This is a genomic window from Streptomyces sp. NPDC018833 (genome assembly GCF_044390825.1).
Lineage (GTDB): Bacteria > Actinomycetota > Actinomycetes > Streptomycetales > Streptomycetaceae > Streptomyces.
This window is the reverse complement of record NZ_JBIRZM010000007.1, coordinates 50758-70370: the sequence shown is the minus strand read 5'-3', so window position 1 is coordinate 70370 and position 19613 is coordinate 50758. Positions and strand designations below refer to the sequence as shown.

Genomic DNA, 19613 nt, shown 5'->3' with positions numbered 1-19613 from the left:
GCGATCCGGACCGACAGGAGGCCGTGGTGATCCAGCCGCGGGAGAACTTCACCGACATCCCGTACCGGGAGCCCGTAGGGACACCCGCGGCCGACGTGGCGCAGATCATGGCCAACGTCCTCGGTGTCGACCGCGTGGGACTCGACGACAGCTTCTACGACTTCGGCGGGACGTCGCTCCAGGCCATCCGCGTGTGCGTACGGATCGAGCAGGCGACCGGACACGCGCTGAGCCCCGTCTCGTTCTTCGAGCACGACGTGCTGGCCGACCTGGTGGACTTGCTGGACTCCGCGCAGGCGGCCGCCCGTGGCTGAAGACGTACCGGCTGCGGGGTCGGTCCATCTCGCCGTGGCCGGCCATGCGCGGGAGACGCCCAGTGCGACCGCGCTCATCCACCGCGACCGGTACTACGACTACCGCACCCTGCACGCGGCCGCCGGGTCCTTTGCGGCGCAACTCGCCGCCCGCGGCGTGGGACCGGGGCACGTCGTGCCCCTTCTGATGTCCCGTTCACCCGAACTCGTGGCCGTTCAGCTCGGTGTGCTCATGTGCGGCGCCGCCTACAGCAGCGTGGACCCCCACTGGCCGCAGCAGCGGCTGCGGGACGTGCTCGACATGGTCGGCGCCCGCGTCGTGGTGGTTGCCGACGCCACCCAGCACTTCGACGGAGCCGAGGTGCTGATCGTACCGGCGGGGGGCATGGACAGGGCCGCCGCGGGCTTCGTGTCTGCACCACCCGCGCCTGCGGCGGACACCGAGGCTCCCGCCATGGTGATCTTCACGTCCGGCACGACGGGACGCCCCAAGGGCGTGGTCGTCCCTCACCGGGCGGTCACCCGGATGTTCCGCGAGACGCCGCCACCGGGCTTCGGCCGGGGCAACGTCATGCCGCAGGGCGCCCCGCCCTGGTGGGACATGTACGCGTACGAGCTGTTCGGGCAGCTCATGACCGGCGGCACATCCGTACTCAACGACACGGACTATCTGCTGCCGGCCACGGTGCGCACGATGATCCGTACGCACGGAGTGACCACTCTGCGCCTGACCACGGCGCTGTTCCACCTCTTCGTCGATGAGGACCCGGGCTGCTTCACCGGCCTGCGGCAGGTGTTCGTCGGAGGCGAGCGGATGTCCCCCCGGCATGCCGAGGCCTTCCTGAAGCACCACCGCGACATTCCGCTCGTCAACGGGTATGGCCCCGCGGAGAGTTGCATGCACGCCGCGTCCCATCGCGTCCGTGCCGAGGACTGCGCGGACGACTCGGCCGTCCCGCTGGGCAGGGCGGTGCCGTTCACATCGATCACCGTCCTGGGCCGGGAAGGCGAGCCCTGTGCCCCCGGGCAGGTGGGAGAGATCCTCCTCTCCGGCGAGGGGCTCGCGCACGGATACCTCGGGGAACCCGAGCTGACGGAGAGGGCGTTCGTCCGGATCCCCGGCGAGGACGGCACGGTCCGCGCCTATCGCACCGGAGACCTCGGCTTCCTCGACGCGGAAGGGATCCTCCACTTCCGCGGCCGTGTCGACCGCCAGCTGAAGATCCACGGCAACCGCGTGGAACTCGGCGAGATCGAGGCGTCCGCCCGACGCGTGGACGGCGTCCGCGACTGCGCGGTAGTACCCGTCACCGCGGCAAACGGTGCCGTCACCGGGACCGCCCTGTTCTACGTGCCCGTCGCCACGCCCGTGCGAGCCGAGGACTGCGCCGATCCGGACGACCCGCTGGGCGTTGCACCGGCGCTGGTGGAGCTACTGCCGCAGTACCTGACACCCGGACTGGTGCGCGCCGTCGATGCCTTCCCGCTGACCCCCAACGGCAAGCTCGATCGCTCGGTTCTGGCCACTGTGGCCGGCGAGTCCCGCCGACGCAGGCGCCCCCGGCCGACCGCGGCGGCATCGCGGGCACAGCCGCGACCCACTGAGACGACGGAACACACGGAGTGTGAAGCATGATCGGTCACAGCGAGCCGAAGAGCTATCCGCTGTCCCGTGAGCAGGAGGCCATCTGGCTCAACGACGCGATGGCGGAAGGGCGTTCGCGGTACACCGTGCTGTGGGCCCGCCGGCTCCGCGGCGACGTCGAACCGGACGCCGTGGAGTGGGCGCTCGACCAGGTGACACTCCGACACGAGTCCCTGCGCAGCCGCTACGCCATGGAGGCGGAGGGGCTGGTCCAGGTCGTCTGCCCGGAGGCACTCCAGCCCCTCGTGCGCGTCGAGTGCCCGGAGGCGGAGCTGGACGAGCGGCTGCGGGACCTCGCGGCCCATCCTCTGGACCCGGCGGACGGCCCGCTCCGGCCGACGCTCGTGCGCGTCGCGGACGGGCACTGGGTCATCGCCGTCCTCATGCACCACCTGGTCATGGACGACTGGTCCCTGGCCGTCCTGGACCGCGAGTTCACCTACTTCTACCGCAGCCGAGTATGCGGGAAGGACGAACGCGAGCCCGCTGAGGCCGCGTTGCCGGCACTTCCCCTGCAGGCCGGTCCGTACGCGGCCGAGCAGCGTGCCCACGACATCCCCGAGGAGCACCTGCGCTACTGGCACGAACGGTTGGCCGCGCTGCCGGAAACCTCGACCGTCCCGCCGGACTTTCCCCGGCCAAAGGAACTCGGCGACGGCGGGGGACGCGTCGAGTACCGCCTGGCGCCGGAGCTGGTCGAGTCCGTGCGGCGCTTGGCCCGGGAGTCCAGGACCACCCCCTTCACCGTCCTCACCTCCGCGGTCGCTGCCCTGCTCCACCGCCACAACGGCCAGAGCGACACCGTGCTCGGCACCGCCGTCTCGCGCCGGGGCGGAGCGGACCTTGACTCCTTCATGGGCTGTCTAAGCGACGTCATGCCGCTGCGGTTGGACACCCGCCCCGAGGTGTCCTTCCGGGACCTCGTCGGCACCGTAAAGCTGGAAGTTCTCGGCACCATGCGCCACCGTGACGTGCCCTTCGGCAAGCTGGTCCGGGACACTACGACAGGCGAGGACCTCAGTAAGTTCCCGCTGTTCCAGACCGTCGTTACCGTCAACGACGAACCCACCGTGGCGCTAGATCTCCCCGGGGTGATAGCGGAACGTCTCCACGTCCACCCTGGCACGTCCAAGTTCGACCTCTGCTTCGACTTCGCCGTCGACGACGACGGCGCCTTCCGAGGGTTCCTCGACTATTCGACGGACCTCTACGCCGACGCGACCGCGCACCGCATCGCCGAACGATTCCGCGTACTGCTCGACGCGGCTGTCACCGACCCCAACCGGCCGCTGGACGAGTTGCCCCTGCTGGCGGCCAGCGAAACCGCCCTCGTGACCGGCACCTGGGCACAAGCCTCCGACGCGGACCGTACCGCTCCCCTCGTGCACGAGGCGTTCGAGACCCAGCGACGCGTGACCCCCGAGGCGATCGCTGCCGTCTGGCGGGACCAGGAGCTGACATACGAGGAACTGGGCGGGCGTGCGGACCGCCTCGCCCGGGTGCTGAGGCAGTTCGGCAAGCCCGGCCAGGCCGTCGGCATCCTGCTGGACCGCTCCCTCGACATGGCCGTCGCCGTGCTCGCGGTGCTCAAGTCCGGGGCACCGTACGTGCCTTTGGACCCGTCGTACCCCGCCGACCGCCTCACCTACATGATCCAGGACAGCGGTCTGCACACGTTGCTCACCCAGCCGTCCCTGCGTGACCGCTGTGCCGTGCCGGAGGGCGTGCAGACCCTGGAGCCGCAGGACTGGGACCTGCCCCAGCAGGCCGAGAGCGCGGCCGACTGCCCACCGATCGGCCCGGACGACCTGGCGTACCTCATGTACACCTCGGGCTCCACCGGTCTTCCGAAGGGCGTGGCGATGCCGCACGGCCCGGTGGCTGGGATGGTGGACTGGCAGTGCCGTGACTCGGCGGCTGGCCCCGGCGACCGGACCCTCCAGTTCTCGGCCCTGAGCTTCGACGCCTCGTTCCTAGAGTTCTTCTGCACGTGGTCCACGGGCGGCACGCTCGTGATCATCGACGCGGAGGTCCGTACGGACTACGACGCGCTTGGCGAGGTGATCGCCGAGCAGCGGGTGATGCGGATCTTCCTTCCGTTCGTGGCCCTGCAGAGCATCGCCTTCTACGCGACCGCGATGGGCCTGTCGACACCGGCCCTCAAAGAGTGCATCACTGCCGGCGAGCAGCTCCATGTGACACCGGCCATCCGGGAGTTCTTTGCCGGACTCAACGACGGGGTCCTGTTCAACCAGTACGGTCCGACGGAGACCCACAGCGTCAGCTCGCTGCGCCTGGACGGGGACCCTGCGACGTGGCCGCTCATGCCCACGATCGGCTACCCCATCAATGGAGCTCGGGTCTACATCCTCGATGACCGGCTCCGGGTACAGCCGGCGGGCGTGGCCGGTGAACTGTGCGTCGCCGGACGCCCCGTGTCCCAGGGGTACTGGCAGCGTCCGGAGCTCACGCGGGAGAAGTTCGTGCCGAGCCCTCTGGGTGAGGCGGACGGAACGCTCTACCGCACCGGTGACGTCGCCAGGTATCTGCCGAACGGACAGATCGAGTTCTTCGGCCGCAGGGACGGCATGGTGAAGATCCGGGGATACCGGGTCGAGATCGGCGAGATCGAGGCGCGCCTGGGCGAGCAGCCTGGAATCGCGGACGCCGTGGTCATAGCCCATATGTCGGGGGTCGGCGACACCAGGCTCATCGCCTACTACCGGCCGAGCGAGCAGCCCGGCCCAGATGCGGCCACCCTCCAGAAGGCACTCGCCGACCGGCTTCCCGAGTACATGCTTCCGTCCGCGTACGTCCTCACGGAGCACGAATTCCCCCGGACACCCAGCGGAAAGGTCGACCGGCTGGCCCTGTCCCGAACGGCCCCCGGCGCCCGCTGAGCCCGGGCCCCCCATTCCATCGTAAGGAGATCGCCTCATGACCACGACGCTCGACATCCCCTTCGCCCGGCTGCGGGCCGCATACGACGAGGACGGCTGGTGCCCCGTACCGCTCCGGTTCGACAAGGCGGCGGTCGAACTCATACGTGAGCACGTCGATTCCATCTGCCGGGAGCGTCGGCCGGAGGTCGTCTACGAGAAGGGCAGCGACGTGGTGCGGGCCATCCACGGCTGCCACGCCTTCGACGACGTGTGCGCCGCGCTCGTGAGGCACCCGCAGCTCGTCGCCCTGGCCGAGGCACTGACCGGCAAGTCCGTCTACGTCTATCAGTTCAAGGTCAACCTGAAGCAGGCCCATGAGGGCGCGGCCTGGCCCTGGCACCAGGACTACGCGTTCTGGAGCGAGCAAGACGGCATGCCGCGCCCGGACGCTGTCAACATCGCCGTGTCGCTGGACGACATCCACAAGGAGAACGGCCCCTTGGCTGTCATCCCGGGCTCTCACCGTCTCGGCCTCCTCGACCTCCCTGAGTCGGCGGACGGCAAGGGCGACTGGCGCCAGCACGTGTCTGCGGATCTCACCTACACGGTGACCGCGCACACGGCTGATGCGCTGGCCCAGAAGAGCGGCAAGGAACGCGTGATGGGCCGGGCCGGTTCGATCCATGCCTTCCACCCGAGCATCGTCCACTCGTCGTCGAACAACATCTCCGCGGACCGTCGCGCTCTGCTTCTCATCACGTACAACACGGTCGACAACGCCCCGCCCAACCCGACGCGTCCGGAGTTTCTGGTCGCCCGGGACACGGCTCCGGTCTCGGCCAGGCACGACGACAGGCTGGGCGTCGAGGCCGACGAGCAGGTCCTGGCTGGCTGACGGCCCGGGCAGTTCGCCGAGAGGGCGTGGGCGCGTGGGCATCGTCAGTATGGTCAGACGGTGGCGAGACGCCGCGATGCGTGAGATCTGCTGCGGCGAGTGCCTGTGGCTCCACGCCCGGGGACTGCCTGCCGCCGGGCACGCGGAGGAACAGTCAGCCGCGGCCGTCCGGGACCGCCGGGTCAGTCCGCCGATTCGGCCGGTACCGCGACGGCTGCAACCACCAGGCCCTGACCGACCGTCCACCAGCCGCTGAACTCGTCGACCGTACGGCCGTCTACCACGGGCGCCGTGACCAGCAGCCGGGCTCGGAAACGGCGGCTGTCCGTAGTGAACGTCAGCCGTGCACCATCGAATCCGAGCCACGTACCCGTCAACGGGAACCAGGCCTTGTACACCGCTTCCTTGGCGCAGAAGAGCAGGCGGTCCCAGTGAACATCCGGTTCGGCCGCCGCCAGCGCGGCGAGCATTGCACGCTCGGCGGGCAGCGCGACGATGCGCAGAGTGTCCCCGGGCAGGGGCTGGTGAGGTTCGGCGTCGATGCCGACCGCGCGGAACCGGTCGGTCTCCGTAACTGCGGCGGCGCGGTAGCCGGGGCAGTGAGTGAGGCTGCCTGTGACACCGGCGGGCCAGCGAACGGCCCCTCTATGTCCGGGGAGGAGCGGCACGGCGGGCCGGCCCAGCTGGGCGAGGGCGAGCCGGGCGCAGTGTCTGGCCGTGCGGAACTCCCGCTGCCGCTCGGGCACCGAGTTGCGGATGACGAGTTCCTCCTCGGCGTACGCCGGTGGGCCTGTGTGGTCGCCGAACGACGAGATGTGGGCGATCGAGGGAGGGAGGACGCGCTTGAGTACGGATGTCACCGCTGACCGCCGGGGGTGTGGGCCGTTTCGGCGAAGGAGTCCTGAGGGCCAGGCCCGGTCGGCAGGCACAGAACCGACCAGGCCGTGGGAATGCCGGTGCTCCCGGTGGCGACAAAGACGATCTCCTCGCCGGATACCGGCTGTTCCGCCTGGACCGACATGAGTCGTCGTTTCTCTAAGACGAGGAGTTCGGCGAGGGTGTGAATCTCGGAGTCGAGAGGTCTGTCGTCGGCCGGCAATGCGTCCATGACGTAGTGCGCGTGGTCGACGAGTGGCCCTGCCGCCGTCGCCATGAACGCGTTGCGGCGATCGGTGCCGAGACGGAAGGCGTCGGCGAGGAGTCTGACGGTGTCCTTGCGCGGCCGGCTCACGCGGCCCCGTTCGAGATCTCGTATGGCTCGGACACTGAGGCCGGCCAGGTCGGCGAGCTCCTTCTGGGTGAGCTTGGCGCGTATGCGCATCTCTCGGAGGACTGTGCAGAAACTGGGCAGCTTGTTCAAGGCACGACTTTCATGATGTGGAGGATGAGGTGCAGCAGCACCCGCAGTCAGGAGTTCTCTCGGAGGCCGACGGAATGGACCTGGTCGCCGAGGTGCGGCGCCAGTTCCGGGGAATCCCGTTCAAATGGGCGCCCTTTGTTTCGGCGGGTCCCATGGTTCTTTCCGCTGAGCTGGGGGACGAGGTCCGCTATGCCTCCATCCGCCTGCTCGACCTGGTGCACCGCGCGGTCTTGTCGCTCGGCGGCACCCCGGTTGCCCGGCACCGGAAGCTGAATCTGGACCCGAAGCTTGAAGTCCTTTACAAAGACACCGCTTTCGAGGACCGCTATGCCGCGGTCATCTCACGCCCGGACGTCGTTCTCACCGAGGAAGGCTGGAAGTTCGTCGAGCTCAACGCCTGTGCAGGAGTGGGGGGGCCGACATGGGTCCATCTCTTCAACGATGTCTGGCGCAGAACCCTGCCGTCGGACCTGCTCCAGGGACTGCGGCTGGAGCGGCCGTTCGAGGCCCGCAACGCCATGCTGAGGAGAGTCGCCAAGGAACTCGAAGTTGATTCGCGCGTGGCGGTCATCGGCTGCGCCGAGTACATGAAGCTTCCAACCCTCCGTTACTACGACGTGGAAATCGAGGAGATGCGGAAGGCGGGGATCGAGTCGGAGTACTTCGAACCCGAGCAATTCGTCCGGGCGGCGGCTGGGAACGGCCCCGATTCGTTGTTCCCGCTGGGACTGCAGAGGTGCGTACCGCAGGAGTGGCTGGAGAACGGCCGCGACCTCGCCCCGCTGGAAGCCATACGGAACACGGGGACGACCGTGCTGGCGTCGCAGAGTTCCTACCAGCTGAGCAGCAAGGCGGTTCTGGCCATGCTGTCCGTCGGCCAGGACTGGATGACAGACGACGACCGGCAGTTCGTAGAGCGCTATGTTCCGTGGTCCCGTGAACTCGTCGACTCGGTCGTGGACTTCCACGGGGAGTCGTGGAAGCTGAGCCAACTCGTGCGTGCGGTGCAGGACCGCTTCGTTCTCAAGCGCACGGACAGCAACCGGGGTAACGGAGTCTTCATGGGCTCCGAGATGGATCCGGTGGCGTGGCGGGCGCTGCTGCACGACGCCTTCGCGACGGGCGCCTGGGTGGTGCAGGAACGGGTCACGTCCCGGCGGATTCCGGTGAGTCTTGTTGAACCCGGCAGCGGACGCGTTGTCGAGACGGAGGCGCCGACGGTTTTCGGTCCCGTCATCATCGACGGAGAGCTGGCGGGCTGTATGGCGCGCTTCGACGTGGCGAACGGCAACGATGTCATCTCCTTTGACAAGGCTCATGTCCTCATGACCTCCGTCGCATGGAGCACGCAGGGACGGCGGGCAGCCCTCTGACGGCCCCGGAGGTCTGCAGCCGCCCGGCCTTGGCCCTGCCCGACGATGCGTACTCATGCGCACACCGACGATCTTGCATGGACATGACTGCACTAGGCAAGTAATTGACAAGCCTCTCGGGGTCATTTAACAAACTTTCAAGGTGTCGCGTTCTTGGCCCTCCGCCGCAGGACCATAGGGGGAAAGCAAGCTCTCCAGCCCGGGATGTGCCGCTACAGTTCGAGCACGCCGAACGGCAGAAAGTCCTCTTGACTTGACGATCGTCGATGGATTCCCGGGTCACTACAGTTGTCCGCAATGTACTCAAAAGGCAGCCACTGTGGTGGCTGGTAGTCAGCCCGGTGCGCCGAAGGCCTTGCTGTTAACGACCGGTCGGCCGTAACGTCGACAGGTTTCAGCCTTTTTGATCAGTGGTCGGGTCGCCCGGAAGCGATTCCCCCGGGCGACCCGACTACTAGGTTGTCAGAACCGGTTTCTTGCAGATCTTTCCGGTCGGGTCATAGCGGACCGAACGGGATGGATCCTGTTCTTTCTTCCAGGCAGAGGTTGAAGTTGCTTGAACAGCCAGCATTCGGTCGGCGTCTGCGTCAGCTGAGGCAGCAGCAAGGGAAGTCCCAGGTCCAATTGACAGGGCCTGGGATGTCCGCGACCTATCTGTCACGGCTGGAGTCCGGCGACCGCCGCCCCACGGATCGGGTAGTGGCATACCTAGCCGCGCGGCTTCGTATACCGAAGGAGAGCTTCGAGGAGCGGTCCGAGGACAGACTCACCGACGCGGTCACCGCCGTCGATGCCCTCTCGGCGGGCGACGTCACCGAGGAGACCGCCCTTCTCCTCGCCGATGCCTTAGACACCGCCACGGACGCTGATCCGGTGATGCGGTGGCAGGCGCTCGCCCAACTCGCCCGGATCCATGAGACCCTCGGCGACTTCATCAGCCAGCGCCATGCTCTGTGCCGTCTCAATGAGCTGAGCAACGAACTGGCCCGTCCCATGCTCCGGATTCGGGCGCGGTTGCGGATGGCGCACTGCGCCAGTAACCACGGCGACGCGGAGACAGCCCGCCGGGCGGCGCAAGAGGCACTCGCCCTCAGCGAGCAGTACGGCCTGCGGATCTTTTCCCCGGACGACCTTGTCCGGGTCAATCTCGTCCTGGTGTCCGCCGAGGCGGAACTGGGCGATCTCGCCAAGGCGGCCCGTCTCGTCGACGAGATCTGCGGATCGTTGGGGCGCACCGCCGGAGCTCTGGCCGCGGACGTCTTCTGGACGGCGGCCACGGTCAGTACTCGGCAAGGAAACCACACCCGCGCCCTCTGCTTCCTGGAGGACGCACTGGCCGCGGTCGACAGCCGGGACAACCTCATTCTGTGGATCAGGCTGCGGCTGGCCGCCGCTTCCTTGTGCATGCAGGCCATGCCGCCCCGGCTGGCAGAAGCCGAGTCGTACTTGGACAGCGTCGAGCCCCTCCTGAAGGTCACCGGGCCGCTGCGGCACTGGCACGAACTGCTCTTCCTCAAGGCGAAGCTCGCCTTCCACCAGGGCGCCCTCGACCGTGCCGCCGATCTCGCGGCCGAGGCTGAGGGGGGCGTCAAGATGCTCTCGTACCGCGACCAGATCCGCTACACAGTCCTGCGCGGAGTCCTCGCCCTGAAGTCCGGGGACGCGGACGCAGGCGCCCGACTCAAGGAGATCATCGCCCAGGTCCAGACGGCCAGCATGCCCGACCTCGCGGCCGAGGTCTGGCGCACGGTGGCCGAGAGCACTCTATGACCCGGAACCCTGAGGGGCATGGGGGCGGCGCCCATGGCTTTCCGGCCATCCTTCGGCAGGAGCCAAGGTGCGCTGGCCCGGGCCAGCGCACCCGTGTGATCACTCCTTGAGCCGGGCCATCCACGCCTCGACTTCGCCCCCCTGCCACGGCAGGCCAGCCGAGAGATTCTCGTTACCGTCCTCGGTGACGAGCATGTCGTCCTCGATGTGCACGCCGATGCCCCGGTACTCCTCCGGCACCGTCAGGTCGCCCTCCTGGACGTACAGCCCCGGCTCCACGGTCAGGCACATGCCCGGCTCCAGCACACCCTCGACGTACATCTCGGTCCGGGCCGCGGCGCAGTCGTGCACGTCCAGGCCAAGCATGTGACCGGTGCCGTGCATGGTCCAGCGGCGCTGCAGCCCCAGCTCCAGGACCTTCTCCACATCGATGTCGCCGAACAGGCCCCACTCGACGAGTCTGGCGGCGAGGACACGCTGAGCACCCGGTGGAAGTCGCGGTACGGGGCGCCCCGGCCGCAGCGCCGAACCGGCCGTTGATCGGCAAGGTGCGGGTCACGTCCGCAGCGTAGAGGTTGCGGGTCTCCACGCCGGCGTCGAGCAGCAGCAGCTCACCGTCGCGGACCGCGCCGTCGTTGCGCACCCAGTGGATGGTGGTGGCGTGCGGCCTAGCGGCAGTGATCGTGCTGTAGCCGACGTCGTTGCCCTCGAAGCGGGCGCCCAGGAAGAACGTGCCCTCGAAGTACCGCTCCGACGTGGCCTGCGCCTGGTCGAGGGAGCGGACGAAGTCCTCGAAGCCACGGGAAGTGGCGTCACAGGCGAAGCGCAGGTCGGCAATCTCGAACGCGTCCTTTATCCGGCGCATTTCGGAGAGGGAGACGCGGAACTCCTCGTCGCGCTCCGCGGTGGCCTTGTCGGTGAGGGCCTCCTCGATGCCGGTGTCGTAGGCGCGCAGCAAACGGACCGGGCCGGTGCCTCCCTGAGTGCATCAGCGAGCGTACGGACGTCCTTGCGGGGCAGGCCGAGAAGCCGCTCGTTCTCGCTGGGGCTATCGCGGGCGGCCGTCCCACAGCTCGCCGCGGTGGGAGAGCCAGAACTCGCTGTCTTCCCAGTCGGAACGCGGCAGCGGGTAGGCGGTGGCCTCGTGGCTACCTCCTTCCCAATCCAACCGGTCCACTGTGTCGTTGGCGCGGACCTTCAGGTTGGCTCTGGGAGCGAGTCTCGGCCCATCTACGGACTCTTGGGCGCTGGCCCCACCGTCGTTTCGTGGGACGCGGTTCCAGCGAGTTCTGGCCCCACCCGCCGACCAGGCCAGCCCCTCCGGGACGGGCCAATGCTGAGTAACCTCGCCGCCGTCCACCGTCACGTCCGAAACCATGAGCTGTCACCCCCGCGCGCCGGGCAGCCGCGTCACCTGCTGAGTTGCTTCCAGTTCCTCGCGCGCCTGGTCTAGCTCGAGTGACAACTCGGCTGTGGCACGCACGAGGGCTCGGACCCGCTCTCGCTCCGCGGCGAGTTCGTCCTTGGTCTTCGCCAGGGCGTCCCTCAACGCGGCGTTTTCGTCGGCCATGCGCTGGGCGGCCTGCGGGGTGAAGTTCTGGGCCTTGGCCCGCGCCTTGAACTCGTCCACGAGGTCCTTGTGGTCGCCGTAGACGATGTCGCGCCGTAGCCCGCACTCGGTGATCAGCTCGGTCCCGGTGAGTTTCCCGGCCGTCGAGCGAAAGGGCGTGCCGGCCAGGAGACGTGTCGCGGCGGCTCGTATCGCCTCACGCTCCGCGTCCCGGTCTCTGTTCCTGCGGGTCATGCCGTCTGACCGCCCTTCGTGTGTGCGGCTGCTGGCCGCGACGTCTCGTGTTGTTCGATGACCGCGAGGATCTGGTCGGCCTGTGCGGCGGCGCGGTCCTGGCGTGGGCGCGGGGTCATCGGATCGTGTGCTTCCGCGACCAGGACGGCCAGGCGTGTGCGGTGTTCGGCGATGTCCCGGTCGGTGTAGGCGAGGTTGACGCAGGTGCTGCGGCAGAGTGATTCATCGGGTCCGTCGTCGGCGGGCAGCCCGAGCAGGAGCTTCTCCTTGCGGCATGCCGCGGTTTCCGCACGATGCACGCAGGTCATAGCTTCGCCGTGGTGAATGTCGGTGTCCGTCTGAGCCAGGAGACGGTTCACACTGGCCTGTGCCCGCACGGTGCGGCCGAGGAACGCCGCGGCGCCGGCGGTGCGGCGGCGGTACTCCGCGGCGGCCGGGCCGCTGATGTGCTCGTGCTCTTCCTCCAGGCGGGTCCAGTCGTCCTCGGACTGTTCCAGGACCATCTCGAGGCGCTCCACGGCGACGTCGTCGAGCCAGGAGTCGTCGTCGTTCGCGGCGTAGTTCAAGGTCACTTTCGTCTTGAGGTGGCCGTACTGCAACGCGGCGGCGATCAGGCCGCGGGGGCGGCGCACGATGAAGTAGGCGAGCGTGCGGCGAAACCGGGAGGCGTGCAGGTGCTTGACCGGGTCGGGCGGTATCGCAGGAGTGCCGCTGACGGACGTGAAGGTGGAGTTCACCCAGTCCTGCAACCGCTTCAGCTCCGTGTTGGTTTTCGTGGTGTCCCAGGTCCGCGCGCCCGCGCGGCTCTTGCGCCCGCTGCTGCCCGGCAGACGGGTGGGGAACAGCAGGTCCGTCTCGTGCAGCGACTCCAACAGGGCAATGGCCTGGTGCACCGGGCTGACGACAGCCCAGGGACGGGCTGGCGGCCGCTGCGTCTCCGCCGCGTTCCGGTCGTACCCTTTGCCCCGGTGCCCGAGCAGCAGCAGTTCCCCGGACTCGGTGTCCTCCGCCCGGCAGCCGCGACGCAGATTGGCCACCTCACCAGGACGCATACCAGACAGGTACGACACCGTGACGAAGCAAGCCGCGGTCACGACCCAGACGAGGGCGGGCAGTTCGGACATGGTGAGCGGCCGCTCCCGCCAGGGACGACCGTCGATCCGTCCGGTGATACGGCCGATGAAGAAGCCGTCGGCCACCGACAGCCCGGCGGCTTCTGCCAGCGACCGGGAGGCTGCGGACAGGGAGTTCGACAACGCGGGCAGCCCGATGAGGCAGGCCAGGTACTTGAAGTCGATGGTGCCGGGGTGCTCCGGGTCGCCGGGCAGCTCCCTGTCCTCGTCACGCGCGGCCTGGAGGAAGAACTTCATTCGCTCGGTCTGCGGCATCCCGTCGTACAGGCGGTGGCTGGGATGCTCGCCCGTGTACAGCTGCCGGAATTCCCGCCACGCGTCGCGGACGTCCGGCCCGATGTCCTCCACGATGCGCAGCGCCCAGTCCAGCAGCGCGGTCATGGTGGCGGCTTCGATCCTCGGGGTCTTGTTGCCCCGGCCGGTCTTGATGTCCTCGGCCAGTTCCCCGGGGGAGCGGCCCTGCCACGGTTCCATGACGGACATCCGGTGTTCTGGCGGCAGCTGCGGCGCGTAGGCCCAGATGGCGCGCACGGCGTTCAGGAGCTGACGACGCGTGTTGGTGCTGGCCTGCATCGCCTGCACGTGGTCGAGGTAGCGGTCGAGATCGTGATCGGTCACGTCCCGGAGCCGGGCGATGCCGCGCTGCTGCAGCCAGGTCGCGAAGACGCGGAGACGCTTGAACCACAGGAGCACCGTGGCGACGCTGGCCTGCTCCAGTCCCGTGATCCTGCTCAGGGCCGGCGGATAGGGGCAGTCGAGCGCCGCGAGGGTGAACACCTTGAAGTCGTTCACCAGGGCGGACGGGAACGTCGACCAGTACAGCATGATGGGCTGGGTGTGCTGGTCCGGCTGCGCCTCGGCCAGGGACCATGCCCAGTCCGCGAACCGTGACAGGGACACCGGATCGATGCCGTGCTGCAGCGGGCGTGCGCGCAGGACGACGACGTCCGCAAGGCGCTGCAGCGGTGAAGGCGCGACCGCCTCGTCACTCAGGGGCATGGTCATCGCAGGTCCATCCGTCCGCTCATCAGGTCCTTGATCATCTGTGTCTGCGGCTCGGTGAGGTCGCGGCGTGCCTTGTCCTGCTCCGATGCGCGGTAGTGGCCGACCAGGTCCTCCAGGCGTTCCTGGTGCACCGCGTGGCGGGCCTTCCAGGTCGCCGGATCGACGTGGGCTCGCAGGAGGTTGAGCTGGTCCAGGGCGGCGATCTGCAGGGGCAGTTGGTGCGGGAGTGCTCGGGCGTTCTCGCACCCCAGACAGGCCAGGAACGATTCCGCACAGGGCCCCGGCTGCGTGGTCGGGTTGTTGAGGTGGTCGACGCATCCCGTCAGTACGGTGTCCTGCTGGCCGGTGATCAGGCGCTGCAGAACCTTCGGGTCCAGGTCTGCCTCGCGGGCCGCTCCGTCCAGATCGGTAGCGGCGCGGGCGACCAGCGAGGCCGGCAGGACGGGGACACTTCGCCGCTCTCGGGCCGTGGCCACCTGGGCGCGCAGTGCGTCGGCGACAACGGTGCGGGACTGGGCGACGACCGCCTTGCTGCGGGCCAAGTAGTGGTCGTTCATGGTGGACCGGGTGTGCGCGACCGGGCGGCGCTTGCGTTCGATTCCGGTCTGCCGAAGCCGTCTGGCCTCCACCGGCTCGATCCCCTCCGCCGTGGGCTCCTTGGTGGGAAAGCCATGCTGAGCGGACCATCGGGCGATGTTCTTGGCATCGGCCCCGCGCGTCCAGCGTCCCTCTCTGGAGGCGCCCGTCGCGCGGAACCCGGCCAGAACCAGGTCATGACCACCGTGGCGGCGCGCCACCTGTGTCAGCTCCAGGAGCAGCTGGTAGACGCGCAGCGGGGAACGGAAGAGCCGAGGTTCTGGATCATCGTCCGCCAGGAGCGCGGCCAGGTCTTCCGGCACGTCTTCCACGGGGGTCACCATGTGCTCGCGCTCCGGGCCGCGCCGGGGCTTGGACGATTCGACCAGGGCAACCCCCGGGATGCCCTCGATCCCGGCGTCCGGCCGGTAGTGCGCCGCGGGCCACGCGGCCACCGTGCCGAAGTTCTCCGCTGTCAGCGCCGTCAGCAGCAGGCAGAACGCGGTCAACTCGTGGGAGTTCAGGCACAGCCACCGGGCAATCTCGCGAATCCCGCCCGCCTGCCTCACCGCCAGCACCGGCCAGCCACTGGCCGTACGCGGAATATCCCCCGTGCGGTCGAAGGCGTCCAGCAGGCTCGCGAGTTGATGATCTGCATCCTCGGGCCGCACCCGGCCAGCGCGAAAGCGCGCCAGGAGACCCTGCCCGGCCCGGACCCGGTCCCGTGCCACTCGAATGTCGTGCCGCACTGCGGTCATGATCCGCTGCATGGCCGCGTCGTCGTACGCGGGCACATCCACGATGTCCGTCACCTCGGGCAGCGGCTGCTCGTACAGGGCCGCCCGCGTCTCGTCCGACAACTGGTCGTCATCGCGCCACAGCAGACGCAGCCGGTAGAGGTGATCCCGTTGCGTGGCGTTGTTGCGCCCCTCCATATGCGTCCACAGCGCCCGCACGTGATCTGCGGTGACGTCGCCCGGCCCCCGGACGGGAGGGCTCTGGGCCGCGAAGAACCGGGCCAGCCAGGACAGCACCGCATAGAGGCCCTCAGCGGCGCCGAGCCGCGTCACCCCCGAACGGTTCGAGGTCCGGGCGGCGAAGGCCGACGCCAACCAGCGTTGCAGGCCCACAGCGATCACCACCCGCCGGCCTTTACGGTCGTGGATATCGGCGAAGTCGAACACCCGCGAACGCGCCCCCGACTGCTCGATGACGCGCACCGCCGTACCGCCCGATGCCTCAAGCATCCGCTCCGGCGGCTGCCACCCCACCGGCGGCATGGCCGCCTGGCGCCCGCCCCGTCCCCCGGCACTCATGCGGGTCCCTCGGCTGACGGCTGGACGCCAGGACGGGCGACACCCGTCAGCGTCCGCCCGCCCCGCTCGGCCACGGTACGGATCAACGCCTCGATACCCTTGGCCTCGTCGCCGTCCAGCAACTCCATCAGATAGTCGACCTGGAGCGCGGTGAACGGCTCCAGATACGTCTCCCGCGTCGTGGCCGGGTCCGCATGCCCCATCAACAGCGACAGCGCGTACCACACGCCGCCGAACATCTCCCGTATGTCCAGCAGTTCCTGCTCGGTGAACCCGTCGAGGTGCGGCTGCCACACCGCCGACAGCAACGAGTACCACTTGAGCGCGAACGAGTGCCGGCACATGTGCGGACGGCACCACAGCGGCACCAGCCCCTCGCCACCTGCTTCTGTCCAGACCAGCTGCACCCGCTCGTTGGCCGCGGTGAAGGTGTCCTCCCAGCCTTCCACTTTCTTCGGCAGGCCGTTCGGCGAGAGCCACACCGCCAGCGGCTCGAGTCCGGACGCGGTCCGACGGAACAGCAGACGCCGCTCGTCGGGGCCCAGCACGTCGACCGACAGCGAGCCCCCGCCCTCCAGATACAGCACCCGGCTTCGGGCGTTGTAGCCGCGGACCACCCGCAGGTACGCGAGCCGCTCGTAGCTGCCCCGCCGCTGGGCCCTGCGTATCGCCTCCGTCCGCGAGCCTTCCAACGGATCGGCGTAACCCTCGACGTCCCGCAGCACCGCACGCGGGATCCGGTACCACCGGCCCTCGTTCGCCCCCTTCAGGCATGCTGCTGCCAGCCAGGCCCGCGAAAGACGCGCAGTCGAAGAGCGCGGCAGCTCCACGTCAAGGACGCTGCCCCACTCCTGAAGACGCAGCCCGGTGCCGTACAGGCCGTTGACGAAAGCCGCGTCGCGATCCTCGTTCGGCCCGCGCCATCCGGCCCGCCGTGCACCGTCGAAGCCGTAACCGCACAAACCGACGTCACGCCACTGCTCGAAGGGCACCCGGAGCATCCACTTCACCTGACGCCGGCGGGAGCCCGACGGCCGGATGCCCTCCCGCCGACGGCCCCCGGGCCCGAGCTCCTGCCTGGACCGGCCGCTGGTACCCGAGGCCGGGGAGATCCCCGTCACCGGGTTGAGCAGCCCGTACTTGCTGGAAGCCCACGTGTAGAAGGTGTTCAGAGCGGCCCGGTCGGCGTCGAAACTCCCTGCCATGATCCGCTCGTTGTTGCGCACGTCCGTGAGCCGCCAGTCCTTGAACGCCTCCACGTCCCGGGCCGTGGCGTCACGCCAGCTTCTGCCGAACACCTGCAGGAAGTTCAGCCACACGACCAAGGTGTACGCGTACCGCCGCCAGGTTCTGATCCCACGTCCCGCCATCGGCGAGACACGAAAGAACAGATTCACGCCCGGATCAGTAAAGCCCGAGACCGTCACCAGCACCGGCGTGCCATGCTGAGCCCCGTTCCGCGACGCCCGCTCATGGAGGTCGCCGAACTCCTCCAGCACACCCCCGCCCAGGGCCGGCGGCGGCTTCAGGAAGTCGTAGAACGCAACACCCCAACGATCCGACACTTCTCCTCCAGAAAGATCCATGAGCAAGGTGGACGACAACTCTGGAGAGCCTAGAGAATGCCCAAGAACTGGATGTGGGACGAGAGCGAACAGCGGCTGCGCATCATCGACTTCGAGCGGACACAGCATGAACCTGCTGCCCGCCGGGACCTGAGCCGACTGCACTACCGGGTCCTGCATCATCGGCCCGATCTGGCCGCAGCCTTCTACAGCGGCTACGGACGACCGCTCACCTGCGAGGAGAAGCAGGCGCGCACGGCATACGCCGCACTCGATGCACTGGACTCCGTGTGCTGGGGCGCGACCCACCACGACATCGACCTGGTTGACGAGGCCCACACCATGATCGCGAACCTGCGGGCCGAGTGCACCCGCCGCTCAGAGGGGTGGTGACGGGCGTGCAGGAGGAAGCCGCCCTCGGCGACAAGATCCTTGCCAAGCTGCTGTCCGACCGCTACAGGGTCGACATCGCAGAGGCCAAGCTGGTTCCGATGGGCACCGAGACCGTCAACCGTCGCGTGGCTCTGACCGATGGGCGCCGTGTCTTCGTCAAGCAGTACCGGGCCTTGGCGGACCTGGAGCACGCCCAAGTGGCGTGGGACATGTCGGAGTTCTGCCGCGCCGCCAGAGTGCCCGTCCCTCAGGTCTGGCCTGACCGAGACGGGGATGTTCTCACCAGGTTCGAGGGTGTGGCCTGGGTGGTGACCGACGAGGCACCCGGACGGGTCGCGACCGAGCCGTTGACCTTGCCGCGCGCCCAGCACATCGGCATGATGCTCGGGCGCACGCATCGCGCCTTGGCCTCCTACCCGCCACCCGCACGCGTCCGCCAGACCCGATGGCGCACTGGGCACGTCGAAGACGCCCTCGTCAAAACCGAGGCGGCACTCGGCCGTGCAGGGGCACAGCACGACCCGCGCCTTGAGCAGCTTCGCGTCGAGCTCGCTCAGCGCCGTGACGATCTGTGCACTCAGGTGCCACGGTTGCGGGCCGGCCTCCCTGAGATTCTGATGGCCCAGGCCGCGCATGCGGACTTCACCCGCACCAACCTCCTGGCCCAGGAGGATGTGATCACCGCGATCCTGGACTTCCAGGGCGAAACTTGCTTGTTGGCCTGGGAGTTGGGGCGGGCCGCTTTTGACCCGCGCACCGTGGCGAACAGCCCGTCCTGGATGCTGTGCGCCCTGCGGATGATCGAGGCCTACCGTGCGGAGAACCCCAACCTGCCGCTCACTGACGTACGAGTCTGTGCCCGGATCGCGCTGCTGTACATGCTGTTCAGCTTCTACGGCGCCACGACGGCCGAGTACGGACTTCCCACCGAGGCGGACGTTGACCTTCAGCGGTACTGGGCCGAGCGCCAGGTCACCATCCGCCGACTCCTCCACCGCCTCGACGACCTTGAGACGGCTCTCAGCACCCTCGGGCAGGGTCGGTGATGCAGACCGTGGGGAGCACCTTCAGGAGTCAGCTGCGTCTCGCCAACGATGCTGCGTTCAGCGAGACCCGCTTCGTAGTGATCGACTTCGAGGGCACCACCCCGAAGGGAGCCTCTCCCGGACCGATTGAGATCGCGGCCCTGGGCCGGAAGCACGAGGCAAGCCGCGGTCCGGTACAAAGCGGCTTCTCGTTCCACGCGGCTGCTCGCCAAACGTCGTTCCGGATCTACGGGCGTATGGCCTCGACGCGCTGCTGGCCCACTACGGAATCCCCCAACCGCCGCATCGACACCGGGCCGTGGACGACGTGATCGTCACCGCCTCACTGTTCCGCACCCTGTTGACCGCATTGGTCCACTGGCCCGCCGCCGCCACACGATGGAGTGGCCATGGCATGAGGGCGAACGTGTGCCCGATCATCTCAAGGTCGTGCAGTCCTGGGGGTGGCTGTTCATCCACGCCGCCCACCCCCACCGCGCCGGCCCTGTTCCTCACTGACATTCGTACCACCGTCGAGGTTCGGGAAGTCCGGGTTC

General features: G+C 68.4%; 15 protein-coding genes and 1 pseudogene. 9 read left to right on the top strand and 7 right to left on the bottom strand.

Translation table 11 applies throughout. From position 1 onward, the window contains the following. Nucleotides 1–26: 26 nt before the first annotated feature. From ACH5AF_RS16490 to ACH5AF_RS16475, 4 genes are read left to right on the top strand one after another with little or no spacing between them, the layout of a single operon-like run. Complete coding sequence (locus tag ACH5AF_RS16490; protein ID WP_398902357.1) at nt 27–314, top strand: phosphopantetheine-binding protein; 288 nt, start codon at nt 27–29, stop codon at nt 312–314. Next, entirely contained in the window at nt 307–1950 is a 1644-nt protein-coding gene (locus tag ACH5AF_RS16485) for an amino acid adenylation domain-containing protein (RefSeq protein ID WP_398902356.1), read from the top strand. Before ACH5AF_RS16490 ends, ACH5AF_RS16485 begins: the two co-directional genes overlap by 8 nt. Next, the gene (locus ACH5AF_RS16480) at nt 1947–4859 is read left to right on the top strand and encodes an amino acid adenylation domain-containing protein (protein WP_398902355.1); all 2913 of its coding nucleotides are present in this window, start codon (nt 1947–1949) and stop codon (nt 4857–4859) included. The genes ACH5AF_RS16485 and ACH5AF_RS16480 overlap by 4 nt, the downstream gene beginning before the upstream one ends. 37 nt (nt 4860–4896) lie before the next feature. Next, complete coding sequence (locus tag ACH5AF_RS16475) at nt 4897–5736, top strand: phytanoyl-CoA dioxygenase family protein (RefSeq protein ID WP_398902354.1); 840 nt, start codon at nt 4897–4899, stop codon at nt 5734–5736. Nucleotides 5737–5918: 182 nt separating this feature from the next. On the opposite strand, the gene ACH5AF_RS16470 is transcribed toward ACH5AF_RS16475, so the two are convergent. Next, nucleotides 5919–6596, bottom strand: coding sequence for a 4'-phosphopantetheinyl transferase (locus ACH5AF_RS16470; RefSeq protein ID WP_398902353.1), 678 nt, complete (start codon nt 6594–6596; stop codon nt 5919–5921). Further along, complete coding sequence (locus tag ACH5AF_RS16465; RefSeq protein WP_398902352.1) at nt 6593–7096, bottom strand: helix-turn-helix domain-containing protein; 504 nt, start codon at nt 7094–7096, stop codon at nt 6593–6595. Before ACH5AF_RS16465 ends, ACH5AF_RS16470 begins: the two co-directional genes overlap by 4 nt. 74 nt (nt 7097–7170) lie before the next feature. Here ACH5AF_RS16465 and ACH5AF_RS16460 point away from each other — a divergent pair, with 74 nt between their 5' ends. Continuing rightward, complete coding sequence (locus ACH5AF_RS16460) at nt 7171–8469, top strand: hypothetical protein (RefSeq protein WP_398902351.1); 1299 nt, start codon at nt 7171–7173, stop codon at nt 8467–8469. A gap of 516 nt (nt 8470–8985) precedes the next feature. Beyond that, nucleotides 8986–10239 (top strand): helix-turn-helix domain-containing protein, encoded by a 1254-nt coding sequence (locus ACH5AF_RS16455; protein ID WP_398902350.1) that lies wholly within the window; start codon nt 8986–8988, stop codon nt 10237–10239. 99 nt (nt 10240–10338) lie between these two features. Here ACH5AF_RS16455 and ACH5AF_RS16450 read toward each other — a convergent pair. From ACH5AF_RS16450 to ACH5AF_RS16430, 5 genes and pseudogenes are all read right to left on the bottom strand, one after another. Next, a pseudogene (locus ACH5AF_RS16450) lies at nt 10339–11104 on the bottom strand (M24 family metallopeptidase). 519 nt (nt 11105–11623) lie between these two features. Beyond that, nucleotides 11624–12043 (bottom strand): hypothetical protein, encoded by a 420-nt coding sequence (locus tag ACH5AF_RS16445; protein ID WP_398902349.1) that lies wholly within the window; start codon nt 12041–12043, stop codon nt 11624–11626. Further along, complete coding sequence (locus ACH5AF_RS16440) at nt 12040–14181, bottom strand: site-specific integrase (protein WP_398902348.1); 2142 nt, start codon at nt 14179–14181, stop codon at nt 12040–12042. The genes ACH5AF_RS16445 and ACH5AF_RS16440 overlap by 4 nt, the downstream gene beginning before the upstream one ends. Next, nucleotides 14178–16073 (bottom strand): hypothetical protein, encoded by a 1896-nt coding sequence (locus ACH5AF_RS16435; RefSeq protein ID WP_398902347.1) that lies wholly within the window; start codon nt 16071–16073, stop codon nt 14178–14180. Before ACH5AF_RS16435 ends, ACH5AF_RS16440 begins: the two co-directional genes overlap by 4 nt. After that, on the bottom strand, nt 16070–17638 hold the full coding sequence (locus ACH5AF_RS16430; protein WP_398902346.1) for an integrase: 1569 nt from the start codon (nt 17636–17638) through the stop codon (nt 16070–16072). Before ACH5AF_RS16430 ends, ACH5AF_RS16435 begins: the two co-directional genes overlap by 4 nt. Before the next feature lie 57 nt (nt 17639–17695). Between ACH5AF_RS16430 and ACH5AF_RS16425 the strand changes: the two genes are divergently transcribed. The 3 genes from ACH5AF_RS16425 to ACH5AF_RS16415 are packed head-to-tail and all read left to right on the top strand — an operon-like array spanning nt 17696 to nt 19388. Further along, nucleotides 17696–18031, top strand: coding sequence for a hypothetical protein (locus ACH5AF_RS16425; RefSeq protein ID WP_398902345.1), 336 nt, complete (start codon nt 17696–17698; stop codon nt 18029–18031). A 5-nt stretch (nt 18032–18036) separates the two neighbouring features. After that, the gene (locus ACH5AF_RS16420) at nt 18037–19077 is read left to right on the top strand and encodes a phosphotransferase enzyme family protein (protein ID WP_398902344.1); all 1041 of its coding nucleotides are present in this window, start codon (nt 18037–18039) and stop codon (nt 19075–19077) included. Further along, nucleotides 19074–19388: a hypothetical protein gene (locus tag ACH5AF_RS16415; protein ID WP_398902343.1), complete on the top strand. Its 315-nt coding sequence runs from the start codon at nt 19074–19076 to the stop codon at nt 19386–19388. The genes ACH5AF_RS16420 and ACH5AF_RS16415 overlap by 4 nt, the downstream gene beginning before the upstream one ends. The last annotated feature ends 225 nt before the right edge of the window (nt 19389–19613 follow it).